This window comes from Paracoccus beibuensis, assembly GCF_026162625.1.
GTDB classification, from domain to species: Bacteria; Pseudomonadota; Alphaproteobacteria; order Rhodobacterales; family Rhodobacteraceae; genus Paracoccus; species Paracoccus beibuensis.
The window spans coordinates 12,777-29,491 of the sequence record NZ_JAOTBD010000005.1 but is presented as its reverse complement, the minus strand read 5'-3'; the positions used below and the strand labels follow the sequence as shown (position 1 = coordinate 29,491).

The 16,715-nt window shown below is 65.8% G+C and carries 14 protein-coding genes; 4 read left to right on the top strand and 10 right to left on the bottom strand.

The annotated features are described in order from the left end of the window. Window positions 1-3: 3 nt before the first annotated feature. The 5 genes from OC159_RS05130 to OC159_RS05110 form a co-directional block, all read right to left on the bottom strand. Entirely contained in the window at window positions 4-1,287 is a 1,284-nt protein-coding gene (locus OC159_RS05130; RefSeq protein WP_265500079.1) for an ABC transporter substrate-binding protein, read from the bottom strand. Between the two features lie 48 nt (window positions 1,288-1,335). Beyond that, a complete protein-coding gene (locus OC159_RS05125) occupies window positions 1,336-2,412 on the bottom strand; it encodes a branched-chain amino acid ABC transporter permease (protein ID WP_265500078.1) in 1,077 nt (358 codons plus the stop codon). Window positions 2,413-2,485: 73 nt separating this feature from the next. Beyond that, window positions 2,486-3,472 (bottom strand): branched-chain amino acid ABC transporter permease, encoded by a 987-nt coding sequence (locus OC159_RS05120; RefSeq protein ID WP_265500221.1) that lies wholly within the window; start codon window positions 3,470-3,472, stop codon window positions 2,486-2,488. A 30-nt stretch (window positions 3,473-3,502) separates the two neighbouring features. After that, entirely contained in the window at window positions 3,503-4,321 is an 819-nt protein-coding gene (locus OC159_RS05115; RefSeq protein WP_265500077.1) for an ABC transporter ATP-binding protein, read from the bottom strand. Continuing rightward, the gene (locus OC159_RS05110) at window positions 4,318-6,294 is read right to left on the bottom strand and encodes an AMP-binding protein (protein ID WP_265500076.1); all 1,977 of its coding nucleotides are present in this window, start codon (window positions 6,292-6,294) and stop codon (window positions 4,318-4,320) included. The genes OC159_RS05115 and OC159_RS05110 overlap by 4 nt, the downstream gene beginning before the upstream one ends. Window positions 6,295-6,472: 178 nt before the next feature. Here OC159_RS05110 and OC159_RS05105 point away from each other — a divergent pair, with 178 nt between their 5' ends. Together OC159_RS05105 and OC159_RS05100 are read left to right on the top strand one after the other, a co-directional pair. Then, on the top strand, window positions 6,473-8,371 hold the full coding sequence (locus OC159_RS05105; RefSeq protein WP_265500075.1) for a PAS-domain containing protein: 1,899 nt from the start codon (window positions 6,473-6,475) through the stop codon (window positions 8,369-8,371). After that, a complete protein-coding gene (locus OC159_RS05100; RefSeq protein ID WP_265500074.1) occupies window positions 8,368-9,069 on the top strand; it encodes a response regulator transcription factor in 702 nt (233 codons plus the stop codon). Before OC159_RS05105 ends, OC159_RS05100 begins: the two co-directional genes overlap by 4 nt. A 223-nt stretch (window positions 9,070-9,292) precedes the next feature. Here the strand turns inward: OC159_RS05100 and OC159_RS05095 are convergent, their stop codons facing one another. Next, window positions 9,293-10,735 carry an aldehyde dehydrogenase family protein gene (locus tag OC159_RS05095; protein WP_265500220.1) on the bottom strand — a complete coding sequence of 481 codons (1,443 nt, stop codon included), beginning with the start codon at window positions 10,733-10,735 and terminating at the stop codon, window positions 9,293-9,295. Between the two features lie 175 nt (window positions 10,736-10,910). Between OC159_RS05095 and OC159_RS05090 the strand changes: the two genes are divergently transcribed. After that, the gene (locus OC159_RS05090) at window positions 10,911-11,567 is read left to right on the top strand and encodes a peroxiredoxin (protein WP_265500073.1); all 657 of its coding nucleotides are present in this window, start codon (window positions 10,911-10,913) and stop codon (window positions 11,565-11,567) included. A 5-nt stretch (window positions 11,568-11,572) separates the two neighbouring features. Here OC159_RS05090 and OC159_RS05085 read toward each other — a convergent pair whose 3' ends face one another. The 3 genes from OC159_RS05085 to OC159_RS05075 form a co-directional block, all read right to left on the bottom strand. Beyond that, window positions 11,573-12,406, bottom strand: coding sequence for a glycosyltransferase family A protein (locus OC159_RS05085; RefSeq protein ID WP_265500072.1), 834 nt, complete (start codon window positions 12,404-12,406; stop codon window positions 11,573-11,575). Continuing rightward, complete coding sequence (locus OC159_RS05080; RefSeq protein WP_265500071.1) at window positions 12,391-13,176, bottom strand: hypothetical protein; 786 nt, start codon at window positions 13,174-13,176, stop codon at window positions 12,391-12,393. Before OC159_RS05080 ends, OC159_RS05085 begins: the two co-directional genes overlap by 16 nt. A gap of 454 nt (window positions 13,177-13,630) precedes the next feature. Then, complete coding sequence (locus tag OC159_RS05075) at window positions 13,631-13,777, bottom strand: hypothetical protein (RefSeq protein ID WP_265500070.1); 147 nt, start codon at window positions 13,775-13,777, stop codon at window positions 13,631-13,633. Between the two features lie 292 nt (window positions 13,778-14,069). On the opposite strand from OC159_RS05075, the gene OC159_RS05070 reads away from it, so the two are divergent. Then, the gene (locus OC159_RS05070) at window positions 14,070-14,234 is read left to right on the top strand and encodes a hypothetical protein (protein WP_265500069.1); all 165 of its coding nucleotides are present in this window, start codon (window positions 14,070-14,072) and stop codon (window positions 14,232-14,234) included. 225 nt (window positions 14,235-14,459) lie between these two features. Here the strand turns inward: OC159_RS05070 and pnp are convergent, their stop codons facing one another. Further along, window positions 14,460-16,601 carry a polyribonucleotide nucleotidyltransferase gene (gene pnp / locus OC159_RS05065; protein ID WP_265500068.1) on the bottom strand — a complete coding sequence of 714 codons (2,142 nt, stop codon included), beginning with the start codon at window positions 16,599-16,601 and terminating at the stop codon, window positions 14,460-14,462. Window positions 16,602-16,715: the final 114 nt, after the last annotated feature.

Sequence of the window (16,715 nt, the reverse complement as noted above, 5' to 3'; positions counted from 1 at the left end):
GCGTCAGCAGTCGCGCGGCGTGATGCCGGCCTCGGTCGCATAGGCCTGGCTGTCTTCCTCGATCAGCGGCTGCACGACCTCCTGGTCGGGCTCGGTGAACTCGGTGATCAGGTTCCACTTGCCCTCGTCCGCGTCCCACTGCTGGATACGTGCCATGCCGCTGCCGCCGTGGTTGGAACAGCTCAGCTGGATCGGGGGACCGAAGTCTGGCAGACCGATCTCGACCAGCCGTTCCTGCGTGATGTCGAGGTTCTCGAACCCCTCGCGCAGCTGCTCGGGCGTGATGTCCGAAGTGCCGGACATCTCCTGCGCCGTGCGGATCGCCTCGGCGATGACGACGGCTGCGTACATGCCGCGCGAATAGACGGCGGAACCGACATGCTGGCCGCCCTGGCTGGCCTTGCCCGGGTCGATCACGTACTGCTGAAGGTCGTCATAGAGCGGATAGTCTTGGCCCACGCCGTTGAAGGTCACCGACTTGTAACCATCGGCCCCCGCGCCCGCAGGCTCGACGTCGATCTCGGACCCGGCCCACCAGATTCCGATCAGGTTCTCCATCGGGAAGCGGATGTTCGCGGCCTCCTGGATGGCGACCTGGTTCATGACGCCCCAGCCATACATGATGACATAGTCGGGCCGGTCGCGGCGGATCTGCAGCCACTGGCTGCCCTGCTCCTGGCCGGGTGCCTCGACCGGGATCTCGGACAGGGTGAAGCCGTGCTTTTCGGCCAGCTCCTGCAATGTGCGGATCGGCTCCTTGCCATAGGCGCTGTTGTGATAGACCAGCGCGATCTTCTTGCCTTCCAGGCTGCCGCCATTTTCGTCCAGCAGGTGCTTGATCGCGACCGACGCGCCGTCCCAATAGTTCGCGGGCGCGTTGAATATCCATTCGAACACCTCGCCGTTCTTGGCCGAGGTGCGGCCATAGCCGGGGGTATAGAGGACCTTCTTGTCCACGCTGACCTTCGGGATCAGCTGATATGTGATCCCGGTCGACAGCGGGTTATAGACCAGCGCGCCGCTGTCCTTGGTCGCCTCATAGCACTCGACACCCTTTTCGGTGTTGTAGGCGGTTTCGCATTCCGGGACCTTAATCATCTCGCCGCCGATGCCGCCGTCGCGTTCGTTCAGAAGCGTGAAGTAATCGTTGAACCCGTCGGCATATTGCGTGCCGTTGGCGCCATAGGGCCCGGTGCGATAGCTGAGGTTCGGAACCACCAGGTCCGCCATCGCGGGCGCGCCCGCCATGATCCCCGCCACCACCAGCGCGGTCAGTTTCGTTTTCATCCGTATCTCCTCCCAAAGATGGAATGCGCCGGTTGCCCGGTCGTTGTGTCAGTGCGGGAACGGCCAGAGTCGCAGCTTTTCCTTCGTCAGCCGCCACAGGCGCGCCAGCCCGTGAGGTTCCACGATCAGGAAGGCGACGATCAGGCCCCCGACGATCATCAGCTCGATATGTGCGGCAAGATCGGTGGGCCAGCCGAGGGTGCCGACCAGCAGGTTCTTCAGCAGGACCGGCATCAGCACCATGAAGGCCGCGCCCGCGAAGCTGCCGAAGATGCTGCCAAGCCCGCCGATGATGATCATGAAAAGGACGAGGAAGCTCTTGTTGATGCCGAAGGCCTCGCCCGCCTCGGCCGCGCCCAGGTAGACCGCGAACAGAAGCGCGCCCGCGATGCCGATGAAGAAGCTGCTGACCGCGAAGGCCGACAGTTTCGCGCGCAGCGGATCGACGCCGATGATCTCGGCCGCGATGTCCATGTCGCGGATGGCCATCCACTTGCGCCCCAGCATCCCCCGCGTCAGGTTCCGTGCCAGCCAGGCCAGCAGGAAGGCCATCACCAGGCAGACGAGGTACTTGGCGGGCGCGCTGGTCGCGGGTCCGGTGACCGCGTGGCCCAGCACGGTGCGTTCGGGCGCGGTGATCTGCCCTGAGGCCGAGTAGTTGTAGAACCACGGCACCTTGTTGAAGAGCCAGATCAGGAAGAACTGGGCGGCCAGCGTCGCCACCGCAAGGTAGAAGCCCTTGATCCGCAGCGAGGGCAGCCCGAAGAGAACGCCGACCACCGCCGTGACGCCCCCCGCCAGCAGGATGTGGATCAGGATGCTGATGTCGGGGAACGCCGTCATCAGCTTGTAGACCGCATAGGCGCCCACCGCCATGAAGCCACCGGTCCCCAGGCTGACCTGACCCGCATAGCCGGTCAGGATGTTCAGCCCGAGGGCCGCGATCGCGTAGATCAGGAACGGCACCAGCACCGCGTTGGCCCAATAGTCGTTGATGACGAAGGGGATGATCCCGAAGGCCACCGCCAGGATCGCATAGTATCCCCACCGGTCTAGCCGGATCGGAAAGGTCTGGCTGTCGTCGCGGTAGCTGGTCTTGAAGTCGCCCGCCTCACGATAGATCATGCCCGCTCTCCTTTCCGGGTCGTGGCGGCCATGCGCACGCCCGCGATATGTTCAGACGGAAGATGAAGCACGGTCACACCCTCTCGATGATGCGTTCGCCAAAGAGGCCCTGCGGACGGAACACGAGGAAGATCAGCGCCAGGACATAGGCGAACCATGTCTCGGTCGCGCCGCCGACCATGGGACCCACGATGAATTCGAACATCTTCTCGCCCACGCCGATGATCAGGCCGCCGACGATCGCGCCAGGGATCGAGGTGAAGCCGCCCAGCATCAGCACCGGCAGCGCCTTGAGCGCGATCAGCGACAGGCTGAACTGGACTCCCGACTTGGTGCCCCACATGATGCCCGCGACCAGCGCCACGAAGCCGGCAATGGACCAGACCATGACCCAGATGAAGCGCAGGCTGATCCCCACCGACAGCGCCGCCTGGTGGTCATCGGCCACGGCCCGCATGGCGCGCCCCTGCTTGGTGTATTGCGAAAAGGCCACCAGCGCCGCGACCAGAAGCGCCGCGATGACCGTGGCCCAGATGTCCAGCCGGTCGATGAAGAAACCATAGCCGAACCAGCCGGCGGTGATGGATTCGATACCGTCCGAGATGCCCTGCGGCAGGCCCACGTCCAGCGTCTTGATGTCGGCGCCCCACATGACGTCGCCCAGACCTTCCAGGAAATACGCCAGGCCGATGGTCGCCATGAAGAGGATGATCGGCTCCTGCCCGACAAGGTGCTGCAGGACCAGCTTCTCGATCAGGAATGCCAGAACGACCATCACCAGCACCGTCAGCGCGATGGCCAGGATTGACGGCACGGTCCAGCCGAAATGGTGCAGGCTGGTGCCGAAGGCCGCGTTGATCAGATGCGCAAAGGGCACCTGCCCCTGCTGAATGCCGACCAGCGTCAGCGCCGCGAACAGCGCCAGCACCCCTTGGGCATAGTTGAAGACGCCCGATGCCTTGAAGATCAGCACGAAGCCTAAGGCCACCAGCGAATACATGACACCGGTCATCAGGCCGTTCAGAAACACCTCGGCCCCGAAAATCAGCTGGTCCATCAGTTGGTCCCCTTCCTGTCGGTCATGGGCCTGTCAGTCATGGGCCACCCCCAGATAGGCGTCGATGACGTCCTGGTTGTTGCGCACCTGATCCGGCGTGCCGTCGCCGATCTTCCTGCCGTAATCCATCACGACCACGCGGTCGGACAGGTCCATGACGACACCCATGTCGTGTTCGATCAGGCAGATCGTGGTGCCGAATTCGTCGTTCACGTCGAGGATGAAGCGCGACATGTCCTCCTTTTCCTCGACGTTCATGCCCGCCATCGGCTCGTCCAGAAGCAGCAGCTGCGGTTCGGCGGCCAAGGCGCGGGCCAGCTCGACCCGCTTCTTCAGGCCGTAAGGCAGCCGGCCCACCGGCGTCTTGCGGATGTTCTGGATTTCCAGAAAGTCGATGATCTTCTCGACCGCCTCGCGGTTCTCGTTCTCCTCGCGCTCGGCCGTGCTCCACCACATGGCCTGCGACAGGAAGCCCGCCTTCATCTTGTTCAGCCGACCGGTCATGATGTTGTCCAGCACCGACATCCCGTCGAACAGGGCGATGTTCTGGAAGGTCCGCGCGATGCCCAAGCGCGCGACCTGGTAGGGCTTCATGGGGCCGCGGCGATAGCCCTTGAACCAGACCTCGCCCTCCTGCGGATGGTAGAAGCCCGAGATGACGTTCAGCATCGACGACTTGCCGGCCCCGTTCGGGCCGATGATCGCGCGGATCTCGCCTTGGCGGATGTCGAAGCTGATGTCCTTGATGGCCACCACGCCGCCGAAGCGCAGGGTGATGTTCTTCAGCTCCATCACCGTGCCGCCGATCTGGCGGCCGTCGTCAGTCACGTATCCCTCATGTGCCTGCATCATTCGGCGGCCACCTTCTGCTGGGTCGCGCCGCCGAAGACGCGCACGTCCTCGATCCGCAGCGTCGCGCTGATCTGGCCCTTGCGGCCGTCCTCGTAGGTCACCTCGGTCCGGGTGTGGATGCTGGACGACCCGTCATAGAGCGCGGCGACCAGGTCGGCGAACTTGTCGTTGATGACGGCCCGGCGGACCTTACGGGTGCGGGTCATCTCTCCGTCGTCGGGGTCCAGCTCCTTGTGCAGGACCAGGAAGCGGTGGACCTGGCATCCAGACAGCATCGGGTCCTCTGCCACGGACCGGTTCACGGCCTCGACATGTTCCCTGATGGTGGCATAGACCTGCGGATGACCCGCAAGCTCCTGATAGCTGCCATAGGAGATGTTGTTGCGTTCCGCCCAATTGCCGACCGCCGACAGGTCGATGTTGATCATCGCGGTGCAATAGTCGCGGCCGTTCCCGATCACGACGGCTTCCAGGATGTTGGGATAGAACTTCAGCTTGTTCTCGACATACTTGGGCGCGAACATCCGCCCATCGGCCATCTTTCCGACATCCTTGGCCCGGTCGATGATGCGCAGGTGGCCGGTCGCCTCCTCGAAGAAGCCCGCATCGCCGGTGGCGACCCAGCCCTGCGGGTCCTTGGTCGAGGCCGTGCTTTCGGCATTCTTGTAATATTCCACGAAGGTGCCGGGGCTGCGGTAATAGACCTCTCCGTTCTCGCCGATCCGCACCTCGACCCCAGGGCTGGGCACACCCACCGTGTCGGACCGCACCTGGCCGTCGGGCTGCTGGGTGATGAAGACCGACGCCTCGGTCTGGCCGTAGAGCTGCTTCAGGTTGATGCCGAGGCTGCGGTAGAAGTCGAAGATCTCGGGCCCGATGGCCTCGCCCGCCGTATAGCCCACGCGCACCCGCGACAGGCCCAGCGTGTTCTTCAGCGGCCCAAAGACGAAAATCTTGCCAACCCCATAGGCGATGCGCTCGCCGAAGGACACGGGCTTGCCGTCCAGCAGTGCGGGGCCGGTGCGGCGGGCGATCTCCATGCCCTTCCTGAACAGCCAGCGCTTCACCCGGCCCGCATCTTCAATGCGGATCATCACGGAGGTCAGCTGGCCTTCGAAGACGCGCGGCGGCGCGAAGAAATAGGTGGGCCCGATCTCGCGCATGTCGGTCATCATCGTGTGCGCGCCCTCGGGGCAGTTCACGGTGAAGCCCGACCACATCGCCTGGCCCATCGAGAAGATGAAATCGCCCACCCAAGCCATAGGCAGATATGCCACGATCTCTTCCCGCTGGTCGAGGCGGTCGAATTCTGCGGTGTTCTTCGCGGTCTCGATGATGTTGCGGTTGGACAGGACGACACCCTTGGGCTTGCCCGTCGTGCCGCTGGTATAGAGCATCACGCAGTTGCTGTCGTAGTCGAGGCCCGCGATCAGCGCGTCCAGCTGCGGCCCAAGCCGCTGCGCGGCCGCCCGCCCTTCGGCCTGCACGTCGGCCAGCGCGTTCATGCGGGAATGGTCGTATTTCCGCATGCCCCGCTTGTCGGTATAGATGATCTGGGCCAGCGCGCCGGTTGCCCGCTCGACTTCCAGCACCTTGTCCACCTGCTCCTGATCGCCGCAGAGGATGAAGCGCGCGCCGCAATGGTCCAGCACGTAGGCCATCTCCTCGGCCACCGCGTCCTGATAGAGCGGGACGGGAACCGCGCCGCACATCTGCGCGGCAATCATGCCCCAGTAATGCGCCGGACGGTTGCGCCCGATGATCGCAACGTGATCGCCGGGCTTCACCCCAAGCGCCAGGAACCCAAGCGCCAGCGCCCGGATCTCGGCGGCCGCCTGCGCCCAGGTCCAGCTTTGCCAGATCCCGTACTCTTTCTCGCGATAAGCCGGCCGATTGCCGAAGCGGGCCACGTTCCGCGCCAGAAGCGCGGGAACAGATCGCAAATCGCCCGCAGGCGGCTGCCGGTCCGTCATGTTTCCTCCCCAGGTACATGGCGTTTCTTAGCTTTGGTCGCCGGGACCTCCTCCGCCCCGATGACCGCTTCACCTTCGGCACCAATCCTTGCGCCAGTTTGTCCGGATTCCAACCAAATGTTACAGCGCTTCCGCAGATTGCGCGCCGGTGCTAACCCTGATTGCGGAGGAGACACCCATGGCCCATTCCGCACCCGACACCGGCCTGCTGACGCGGGCCGAAATCCGTGCAGACCTGACGCGGTCGGGGCTGAACCTGATCGGCCAGGCGCTGTCGATCTTCGACGCCGACCTGCGCCTTGCGGTAGCCAACACGCAGTACCAGTCGATGTTCGACCTGCCGGACGCGCTGACCCAGCCGGGTGCCAGCTTCGAGGATACGATCCGCTACCTGGTGCTGCGCGGTGAATACGGCGCCCAGGACGACACGGATGCCGCCGTGGCCCTGCGGGTGGATCAGGCGCGCACGTTCCAGCCGCACTACTTCGAACGAGAACGCGCCAACGGCCAGTGGATCGCGGTCGAGGGCGCGCCGCTGAGCCAGGGGGGCTGGGTCACGGTCTATACCGACATCACCCGCATCAAGCAGCAGGAGGCGCTGCTGCGCGCCCGATCGGACGCGTTGTCCGAACAGGTGCTGCTGAACGCCGAAAGCCTGGCGGCGGCAAACCGGGAACTGGCCGCGACCAATGCCGCCCTGCAAGAAGCGCAGCGCGTCCTCACCCGGACCGAGGCGCGCACCCGGCAGGTGACCGAGATGGTCCCGGCCCATATCGCGCACATGGACGCGCAGTTTCGCTATACCTTCTCGAACCGCCGCTTGCCGGTGGTCTTTCCGGGCGCAGCCGACAACATCGTCGGCATGACCCTGCACGAGGCGCTCGGCGCGCCGACCTGTGCGGCGCTGCAGCCCTGGGTGGCGCGGGCGCTGGCCGGCGATCCGCAGGTGTTCGAGATCACGCACCCGTCCTCGGGGCGGCGCATCCGGATCGCGCTGACGCCGGACCGCGACGGCAACGGGGTCTATGTCCTGTCGACCGACGTATCGGCCGAGGTGCAGGCGCGCGAGGCGCTGGCCCATGCGGCCAAGCGCAACCTGGCGGCGCAACTGACCTCGGGGATGGCGCATGACTTCGGCAACCTGCTGACGATCATCCTGGGCCTGCAGGCGCGGCTGGCCGCCCGCGATCTGGACGCCGAGGCGGCCGAGGACGTGCACGCTACGCTGGCGGCCGCGCGCCGAGGGGCCGCGCTTCTGGACCGGCTGGCGCGCATCAGCGGCGGACGCGAGGCAGCGCTGGAGCCCACAGACCTGCCCGCGCTGCTGGCCGAGCTGGCGGTGCTGGCGCGGCCGTCGCTGGCTGAGGGAAACGTCCTCGACCTTCGCATCGACCTGCCAGAAGCGCCGCTGCTGCTGGACCCCGGCGCGTTGCAGGATTCGCTGCTGAACCTGATCCTGAATGCCGATGCGGCGACGCCGCCGCCCGGCCTGATCACCCTTGATGCGCGCCGAAGCGGCGATTGGCTGGAACTGGTTGTCGGCGACACCGGCCCCGGCTTTTCGCCGGAGGCACTGTCGCGCGCGACCGAGCCCTTCTTCACCACCAAGAAGGGCCAGGGCTCGGGGCTCGGGCTGTCAATGGTCTATGACGAGACCAAGATGGTTGGCGGCACGCTTCGCTTGACGAACGGACCCACCGGCGCGCAAGTGACGCTGCGCCTGCCCTGGCGGCCGGTCACCCGGCGGATGGTGCTGCTGGTCGAGGATGACGACCTGATCCGTGCCCAGGTCCGGGACCAGCTGACCGGCCTTGGACATGCGGTCATCGAGGCGTCGAGCCTGGCCGAGGCGCGCGCCCTGACCGACCTGCCGGGATTGGGCCTGATCCTGTCGGACATCCAACTGGGTGACGGGCTGGGGCTGGACCTGGGGACGGCGCTGCCCGTGGTGCTGATGACGTCGCTGCCGCCGGGCGCGCGCCTGCGGGACCGGGCAACGGTTCCGGTGCTGACCAAGCCCTTCACGCCCGCCCGCCTGGCGGCGGCGCTGGACGAGGCCACGAGGGAGACTTCATGACCGATGCACCCCTGATCGCCATCCTGGACGACGAGCCAGAGATCCGACGGCTGCTGTCGGCCGCGCTGGAGCAGGCGGGCTTTCGCACCCAAGGCTTCGCTCGCGCCACCGAATTCGAGGCCGCCCTGCGCCGGATCACACCCGACGCCTGCCTGATCGACCTGGGCCTGCCGGACCGCGACGGCTTGGCGCTGGTGCATCGTCTGGCGACCGAGTCCGGGGCGGCGATCATCATCATCTCGGGGCGGGCTCAGGTGCAGGACCGGGTGACGGGGCTGGAACTGGGCGCCGACGACTATATCATCAAGCCGTTCGAGCCTGCCGAGGTCGTGGCCCGCATCCGCGCCCGGCTGCGCCGTCCTGCCGCGGGAACGGCCACACGCGCCCAGTCGGTACGCTTCGCCGGCTGGACCGCCGACTTCGACCGCTATCTGCTGACAGCGCCGGACGGCGCCGAGACCCCGCTCAGCCACGCGGAAGCCGAGGTGCTGCGGATGTTCACGGACAACCCGCGCCGCCTGATCACCCGCGCCCAGATGCTGGAGACACTGGGCGGCGCGGCAGGCGACAGCTTCGACCGCGCGATGGACGTCCGCATCTCTCGGTTGCGCACGAAGCTGGGCGAGGACCCGAAGAACCCGCGCCTGATCAAGACGATCTATGGCGCTGGCTATATCTTCCTGGCGGAGATCACCTGAACCTGCCAAGGCGCGTCCGGCGGCCCTACCGGCGGAGGAAGCGAAAGCCGGACCCCATCGAGGGGTCCGGCTTTCGCGCGGGGACAAGCCCCGCGGCCCGGCCATGACTGTTGTCTGGAATTGCTACATGACAGCAGGTTTGGCTTCAGCCTGTTCTGGTTTCGAAAGGCTGCGTCAGAAGGAACTTGATGTCCCCCCCTGCATCCGTTCGCCCCCGACAGGCTCAGGCCTCGCGATCCCACCCGCTGATGGCCTTGCTGTCCATGAACTCCTCGAGCCCCATGACGCCACCTTCGCGCGCGCGCCCGGACATGCCCACGCCACCGAAGGCCGATCCTGCCCCGCGCGAGACGCCGTTCATCTCGACCATTCCCGAGCGAAGCTGGCGGGCGACCCGGTTGCGCCGGGCGCCGTCCTGCGATTGGACGTAGTTCGTCAACCCGTAAGGCGTGTCATTGGCGATGCGGACCGCCTCTTCCTCGCTGTCGAAGGGGATGATCGAGAGGACCGGGCCAAAGATTTCCTGCTGGGCGATGGACATGTCGTTGGTGACATCCGCGAAGACCGTGGGACGCACGAAGTAGCCCCGGTTGACCCCCTCGGGCAGGCCCGGCCCGCCGGCGACGAGGCGCGCGCCTTCGTCGATGCCGACCTGGATCAGGTCCTGGATCTTGTCCCACTGCTGCTTGCTGACCACCGGACCCATGTGATCGCCGGGTTGATGCGCGCTGGCGACGGTCGTTTCCATGGCGACACGGGCGGCCGTCTCGACGGCGGCGTCATAGGACGACCGCTCGACCAGCATGCGGGTCGGCGCGTTGCAGGACTGGCCGCTGTTGTAGAAGCAGTGGCGCGCGCCCCGCATCACCGCCGTCTCGTCGGCATCGGCGAAGACGAGGTTGGCACCCTTGCCGCCCAACTCCAGCGCCACCTTCTTGAGGCTGTCGGCCGCGGCCTTGCTGATCGCGATGCCGGCACGGGTCGAACCGGTGAAGCTGATCATCTGGACGTCGGGATGAACCGACAGCTGCGTGCCCACGGCCTGGCCGTCGCCGTTCACCAGGTTGAAGACACCAGCGGGCACGCCCGCCTCTTGCAGGATCTCGGCGAACAGCATCGACGACAGGGGCGCGATTTCGGACGGCTTCAGCACGCAGGTGTTGCCGGCCAGGATCGCCGGGATCACCTTCAGCGTGACCTGGTTCATCGGCCAGTTCCAGGGCGTGATCAGCCCCACGACGCCGATGGGTTCCCATGCGACCATGCTGGTCGGGGCGTGATCGCCAAGGGGGCGGATGAACTTGAAGTCCTTGAACGCGGTGATGAAGTTGCGGATGTGATAGCTGCCGCTGCCGGCCTGATCCTCGACCGCCATGTCCTGCGGGGCACCCATCTCGTGGCTGATCGCCCAGCCCATGTCCCCCGCGCGGGAGTCGTAGACCTCGAGGATCCGTTCGACCACCGCAAGCCGTTCCGCCGGGGGCGTCGCGGACCAGGACGGGAAGGCCCGCTTGGCCGCGGCAACGGCCCGATCGGTATCCGCCTGCTGCCCCAGGGAGATCACGGCCACCGGCTCCTCGGTCGACGGGTCGATCACCTCGAGGTCACGGGCCTCCGCGGGTGCCACCCAGGCCCCGTCGATATAGAACTCGCGCTTGTTCAGCAAATCGGCCATCCTGCCCTCCTGTGCATCTGTCGGTCCGAAGCCTGTCACCGCCGACCGCCCGCCGCAAGCCCGGAGCGCGCGTCACTCTGCAGCGCGCACCGGCGTTCTGCCTGCTGGCAATCCGCGGCACGGCGCTTATGTTGTGCGCAACGCAACCAATCGGAAAGGTCAGCCCATGTCCCTGCGCATCAACGAGACGGCCCCGGACTTCACCGCCAATTCGACCGAGGGCGAGATCCGGTTCCATGACTGGATCGGCGACAGCTATGCCATCGTCTTCAGCCATCCGCGCGACTTCACCCCGGTCTGCACGACGGAATTCGGCGCGGTGGCCCAGCTGGCGCCCGAGTTCGAGAAGCGCAACACCAAGGTCCTCGGGGTGTCGATCGACAGCGTCGACGACCACCAGAAGTGGAAGCGCGACATCGCCGCTGTCGCTGGCGCACCCGCCAATTTCGCCATCATCGACGACAGCGATCTGACGGTTGCCAAGGCCTATGACATGCTGCCGGCCGAATACTACCTGCCGACCGAAGGCCGCACCCCCGCCCATTCGGCGACGGTCCGCACCGTCTTCATCATCGGGCCGGACAAGAAGGTCCGCCTGACGATGACCTATCCGATGTCCGTGGGCCGCAACTTTGCCGAGATCCTGCGCGCACTGGATGCGGTGCGCAAGACCGACGGCGTGCCGCTGGCGACGCCCGCGAACTGGGTGCCGGGCCAGGACGTGATCGTGGCGCTTTCGCTGGACAACCAGGCGGCCGAAGCCAAGTACGGTCCGCTGGACATCAAGCTGCCCTACCTGCGCTATGCCAAGGACCCGGCGTAACGGGGTCAGTCGGGCCAGCCATAGCGATCCAGAAGCGCGGCAACGGCACGATCATTGCCGTTGCCTTGCCGGTTCCCGGCACGCAGGTTCACGACCTGGCTGCCGTCCCATTCCACAATCCGCGCCCGCCCGCCGATCTTGCACGGCCGCGATCCCCCCATCCGGTGCATCCAGTAAAGCCAGACGTCGTCCGCCCCCGGCGCCAGCCGCTGAAACAGGTCGGGACGCGTGACGTCCGGGTGCAAGCTGTCGGGGGCATAGAGAACACCGGAAACGCCGGTCGGAAAGACCAGCGGTCCGGATTGTGGTTCGGCCAGATTGTGGCGCCAGTCCTCGTAGGGGGCAGGCCGGCCCGGCGCGGACAGCATCACCTGATGTGCCCGAAGACAGGCGACACGCGCGCCCTGCTGCGCGGCCGTCACCAGACGTTCCAGCCAGTCATGGGGGTAATAGACGTCGTCATCGGCCGTCACCACGTATGCGTGCGGATGGTTCAGGAGCGTGGGAACGATCTTCTTGTATGATCGCCAGTTCTGGCAAATCCGCACCTCCAGCCCAGCCATTCCCTGGATATCAGGGGAAAGGCGGTCATCGTCGCCCTCATCCAGCCAGAGGATCACCCGATCTGGCTGAACGGTCTGCCGCAGGATCGCGCGCAGGGTCGGGGCCAGTGTCGCAAAGCGCGGCGCGTGGCTGGTCAGCGACACGATCAGTTCGGACGGCAGGCCGTGGGGCTTACGCGGCCGGTCGGGGCGGGTGGCGATCTCGGCCAGGGCGCGGGCGGTCCGGCGGCGGTGCTTGAAGCGGCGGAAGGCGTCGGCGATCACGGGTTGGCCCACGCCTTGCGCAGCCAGTCGATATTGCCGATGCGGCGGTACCACTTGTGCCCGCGCCCGGCGAACACGTCCTCCATCTTGGGCGCACCGGCAAAGAGGACGATCTTTGCGCCATCCGGCAGGCACGGCGCGCGCAGATAGGAGCGAAGGTGCCGAGGCACGCAGTCGTTCTTGAAGCTGACGCACCATCCTTCGGGCCAGTAGTTCAAGTGCCCATGCGCGGCCAGTTGCGCCGACTGGAACTGCTGGCTGATCTCGAAGCTGGACGTCGCGGCGCTTGGATCTGCGAGATAGGCATCCAGAACATAACCATGCGCCCCCACCCGGTACCGAAAGACGCTGGAGTTTCCGACGCTGTGAAGAAAGCGGTCGCGGGCCGGGTTCACACGGCGCAGGGGCTTGGCGCGGAACAGGTCGTCGTCGCGGATGATGAAGAACTCGCCCGGCAGATCGAAGAACGGCGACAGGTCGTCCACGACGACCAGGTCCAGATCTAGGAAAAGGGCCGTTCCCGACAGCCCGCCCAGGTCGCGCCGGAACAGCCCCAGCTTGCGCCACCGCGTGTCGCCATGCCCTTGTGGCAGGCCCAGTTCTGGCAGGGGCATGGCCTCGACGCCGGTATCCAGCCCTGCCGCGTCGTCGGTGAAGCAGATGAACCGATGCGGGCGCGCCAGGTGCCGGCGAACCTGCGCCGCAAGCCGGTTGACGTCGGCGGCGCCATAGAGCGTGCCCCACTTCATCGTCAGGATCAGGACAGGTTCGTCCACTGTCATGCCACGGCCCCTTGGTTGTGCAGGCGCATCGCGGGCCTACAGCAGATGCCTCCTGCCCTCAAGCGCCGCCTCGACCCCGGGTTCCAAGGCGACCCCTTGCCCCTTCGCGCGGGCAGCAGCGACAAGCGACGCCAGAAGGCGCCCCGCGGCGGCAGGATCGTGACGACCGCCGCGTCATAGTCAGGGCAGTAGGAAGTCTGGAAGAACGTAAAGCCGACGACCGCCAGTTCGGCCATGGACGCGCCCGGCAAAGATCTTGCCGCGACAAGCCCCGTCGTCGGACTGCGCCCGCCCAATTGCGCCGAAAGGGCTCGATAACGCTGCAGCGGCAGACACCGAACGTCGTTCGCCGAGGCGAATGGCCTGGCGGAAACGACCGTCGGGAAGAAGGCGCCCCGCGTCGGCGTCCGGTGGACCAGCATCCCTTCGCCCGCCCGCCTCAGCTCGTCCAAGGTCACGGGTCCTTCGTCAACGAATGAAACAGCAGGTCGCAGCGCAGCGGGTCGGGGCCGAGGGCGGAAAGCTGCGGATCCAGCCCATTGTTCATCCGCACGATCACGTCGGACCGCGAAGGGTCCACCGCCTCCAGATTCCGGGCCACAGCGGGCCGGACCGAGGATCAGCACCCGGCGGCCCGCCATTTCCTCAGGGCGAAGCGTCAGCCGCTCGGCCGGCCGATGCCGCAGCGTCCGGACGAGTAGTCGCAGCACGGGAAGCGGCAACCGCTTTGCACGCGGCAACGAGGTTGTCACGATCCCGTCCAAGTGGGCTTTTCGCTTCCGGTTGTTGCAGGCATGTTCAGCACGCAGATGGCATTGCATCAATGACGGCGGCGGGCGTCAGTCGAGGCGCATGTCGCAGGCTGCCGGCTGCATGTTGGCGGGCGGTATCGCATGGCGATCCTGGCGGCGATGAAAGGTGTTCCCGCTCTGGTGCGAAGCAACGCGCACACGAACCTCTGGCTGGCAGAATACATCGCCGACATCGCCGTTTCCGAAACGCCTGCCGACCTGCCTGAGATCGACCGGTCTTTGGAAAGAAAATTAAGGCAATGCTGAACGACGTCATCAGGCTGGCCGCATAGATGATGCTGGCTCTGGGCGACCTTCCCGAACGCAGCGTGGGGGCGCCTCGCCCTTTGCTGCGCCACGACACATGCGCTCACTTGCAGCGCCAGCGGATGATCCAGCGGTGGAAAGAGAGGCTGCGAAGCCTCACCCGGCGCTGAAACGGCAGAAGCCCCGGCGATGTGCCGGGGCTTCCACGAGGGGAAGATCAGCCGATCACTCGGCCGACTGTTCCTGCTTCTCGTCGATCTCGGCACCCGTTTCCTGGTCGACCATCTTCATGCCGAGGCGAACCTTGCCGCGGTCGTCGAAGCCCAGCAGCTTGACCTTGACCTCCTGGCCCTCCTTCAGGATCTCGTTGGGGTGACCCAGACGGCGGTTGGCGATCTGGCTGACATGCACCAGTCCGTCCCGCTTGCCGAAGAAGTTCACGAAGGCCCCGAAATCGACCAGCTTGACGACCTTGCCGACATAGACCTTGCCCTCTTCGGGCTCGGCCACGATCGACCAGATCATGTCATAGGCCTTCTTGATCGAATCGGCGTTGGCCGAGGCGATCTTGATGATGCCGTCGTCGTTGATGTCGACCTTGGCACCCGAAACCTCGACGATCTCGCGGATGACCTTGCCACCCGAGCCGATCACTTCGCGGATCTTGTCGGTCGGGATCTGCATCGTCTCGATGCGCGGGGCGTGGGCGCTGAACTCGCGACGGCCTTCGGTCAGGGCGTTGGCCATCTCGGACAGGATGTGCATCCGGCCGTCCTTTGCCTGCGCCAGGGCCTGTTCCATGATCGCGGGCGTAATGCCCTGGACCTTGATGTCCATCTGCAGCGACGTGATGCCGTTTTCGGTCCCCGCCACCTTGAAGTCCATGTCGCCCAGGTGATCCTCGTCGCCCAGGATGTCCGTCAGCACCGCAAAGCGGCCGTCGTCTTCCAGGATCAGGCCCATCGCGACGCCGGCAACCGGCGCCTTCAGCGGAACGCCCGCGTCCATCATCGACAGCGAACCGCCGCAGACCGACGCCATCGAGGACGAGCCGTTCGATTCGGTGATCTCGGACACGACGCGGATGGTGTAGGGGAAGTCGGTGGCAGCCGGCAGAACCGCCTGCAGCGCGCGCCAGGCCAGCTTGCCGTGGCCGATCTCGCGGCGGCCGGGGCTGCCCACGCGACCCACTTCGCCGACCGAGTACGGCGGGAAATTGTAATGCAGCAGGAAGTTCGAGCGCGAGTTGCCGTGCAGCGCGTCGATGATCTGTTCGTCGTCGCCGGTGCCAAGCGTGGTCACGACCAGCGCCTGAGTTTCGCCGCGGGTGAACAGCGACGACCCGTGGGTGCGGGGCAGGATGCCCACTTCGCTGACGATCGAGCGGACGGTCCTGGTGTCGCGGCCGTCGATGCGGGCGCCGCCGCCGATGATGTCGCCGCGCAGGATGCCCGATTCCAGCTTCTTCAGCGCCGAGCCCAGGTTCGCGTCGGCCAACTCGTCCTCGGTCAGGCCTTCCTTGACCTTGGCCTTGGCGGCGGCGATGGCGTCCTGACGGTCTGACTTGTCGCGGATGGCATAGGCGGCGCGCATGTCAGCCTCGCCAAGTTCCTTCACCCGGCCATGGAGCGCGCTGTAGTCCGGCGACTGGAAGTCGAACGGCTCTTTCGCGGCGGATTCAGCCAGGTCGATGATCAGGTCGATCACCGGCTTGATCGCGTCATGGCCGAACTTCACGGCGCCCAGCATTTCCTCTTCGGTCAGCTCGTAGGCTTCCGATTCGACCATCATCACGGCATCGGCGGTGCCGGCCACGACGAGGTCCAGGCGCTGTTCGGGGTTCGAACGCAGCTGGTCCATGTCCTGAACCTCGGGGTTCAGCACGTATTCGCCGTTCGAGAAGCCGACGCGCGCACCTGCGATCGGTCCCATGAAGGGCACGCCGCTGATGGTCAGCGCAGCGCTGGCGGCGATCATCGCGACGATGTCGGGATCGTTGACCAGGTCGTGCGACAGCACGGTGCACATGACCAGCACTTCATGCTTGAAGCCGGGCGCGAACAGCGGGCGGATCGGACGGTCGATCAGGCGCGCGGTCAGCGTTTCCTTTTCCGACGGACGCGCCTCACGCTTGAAGAAGCCGCCCGGGACCTTGCCGGCGGCGTAGTATTTTTCCTGGTAATGCACGGTCAGGGGGAAGAAGTCCTGGCCGGGCTTGGGTTCCTTGGCGAAGGTGACGTTGGCCATGACGCTGGTCTCGCCCAGGGTGGCGATGACGCTGCCGTCGGCCTGACGGGCAACCTTGCCCGTCTCCAGCGTGAGCGTTTCCTGACCCCACTGGATCGATTTCTTCACTTCATCAAACATCTGATTTCCTCAAAGGGTGAACCGGCCCTCCGGCTCTCCCATGTCATATGGCGGCCCCATTGCCGCCGCCCCTATCCTTTGCATGTGCCCCGGGGCTGGACCTCACGTCACAGA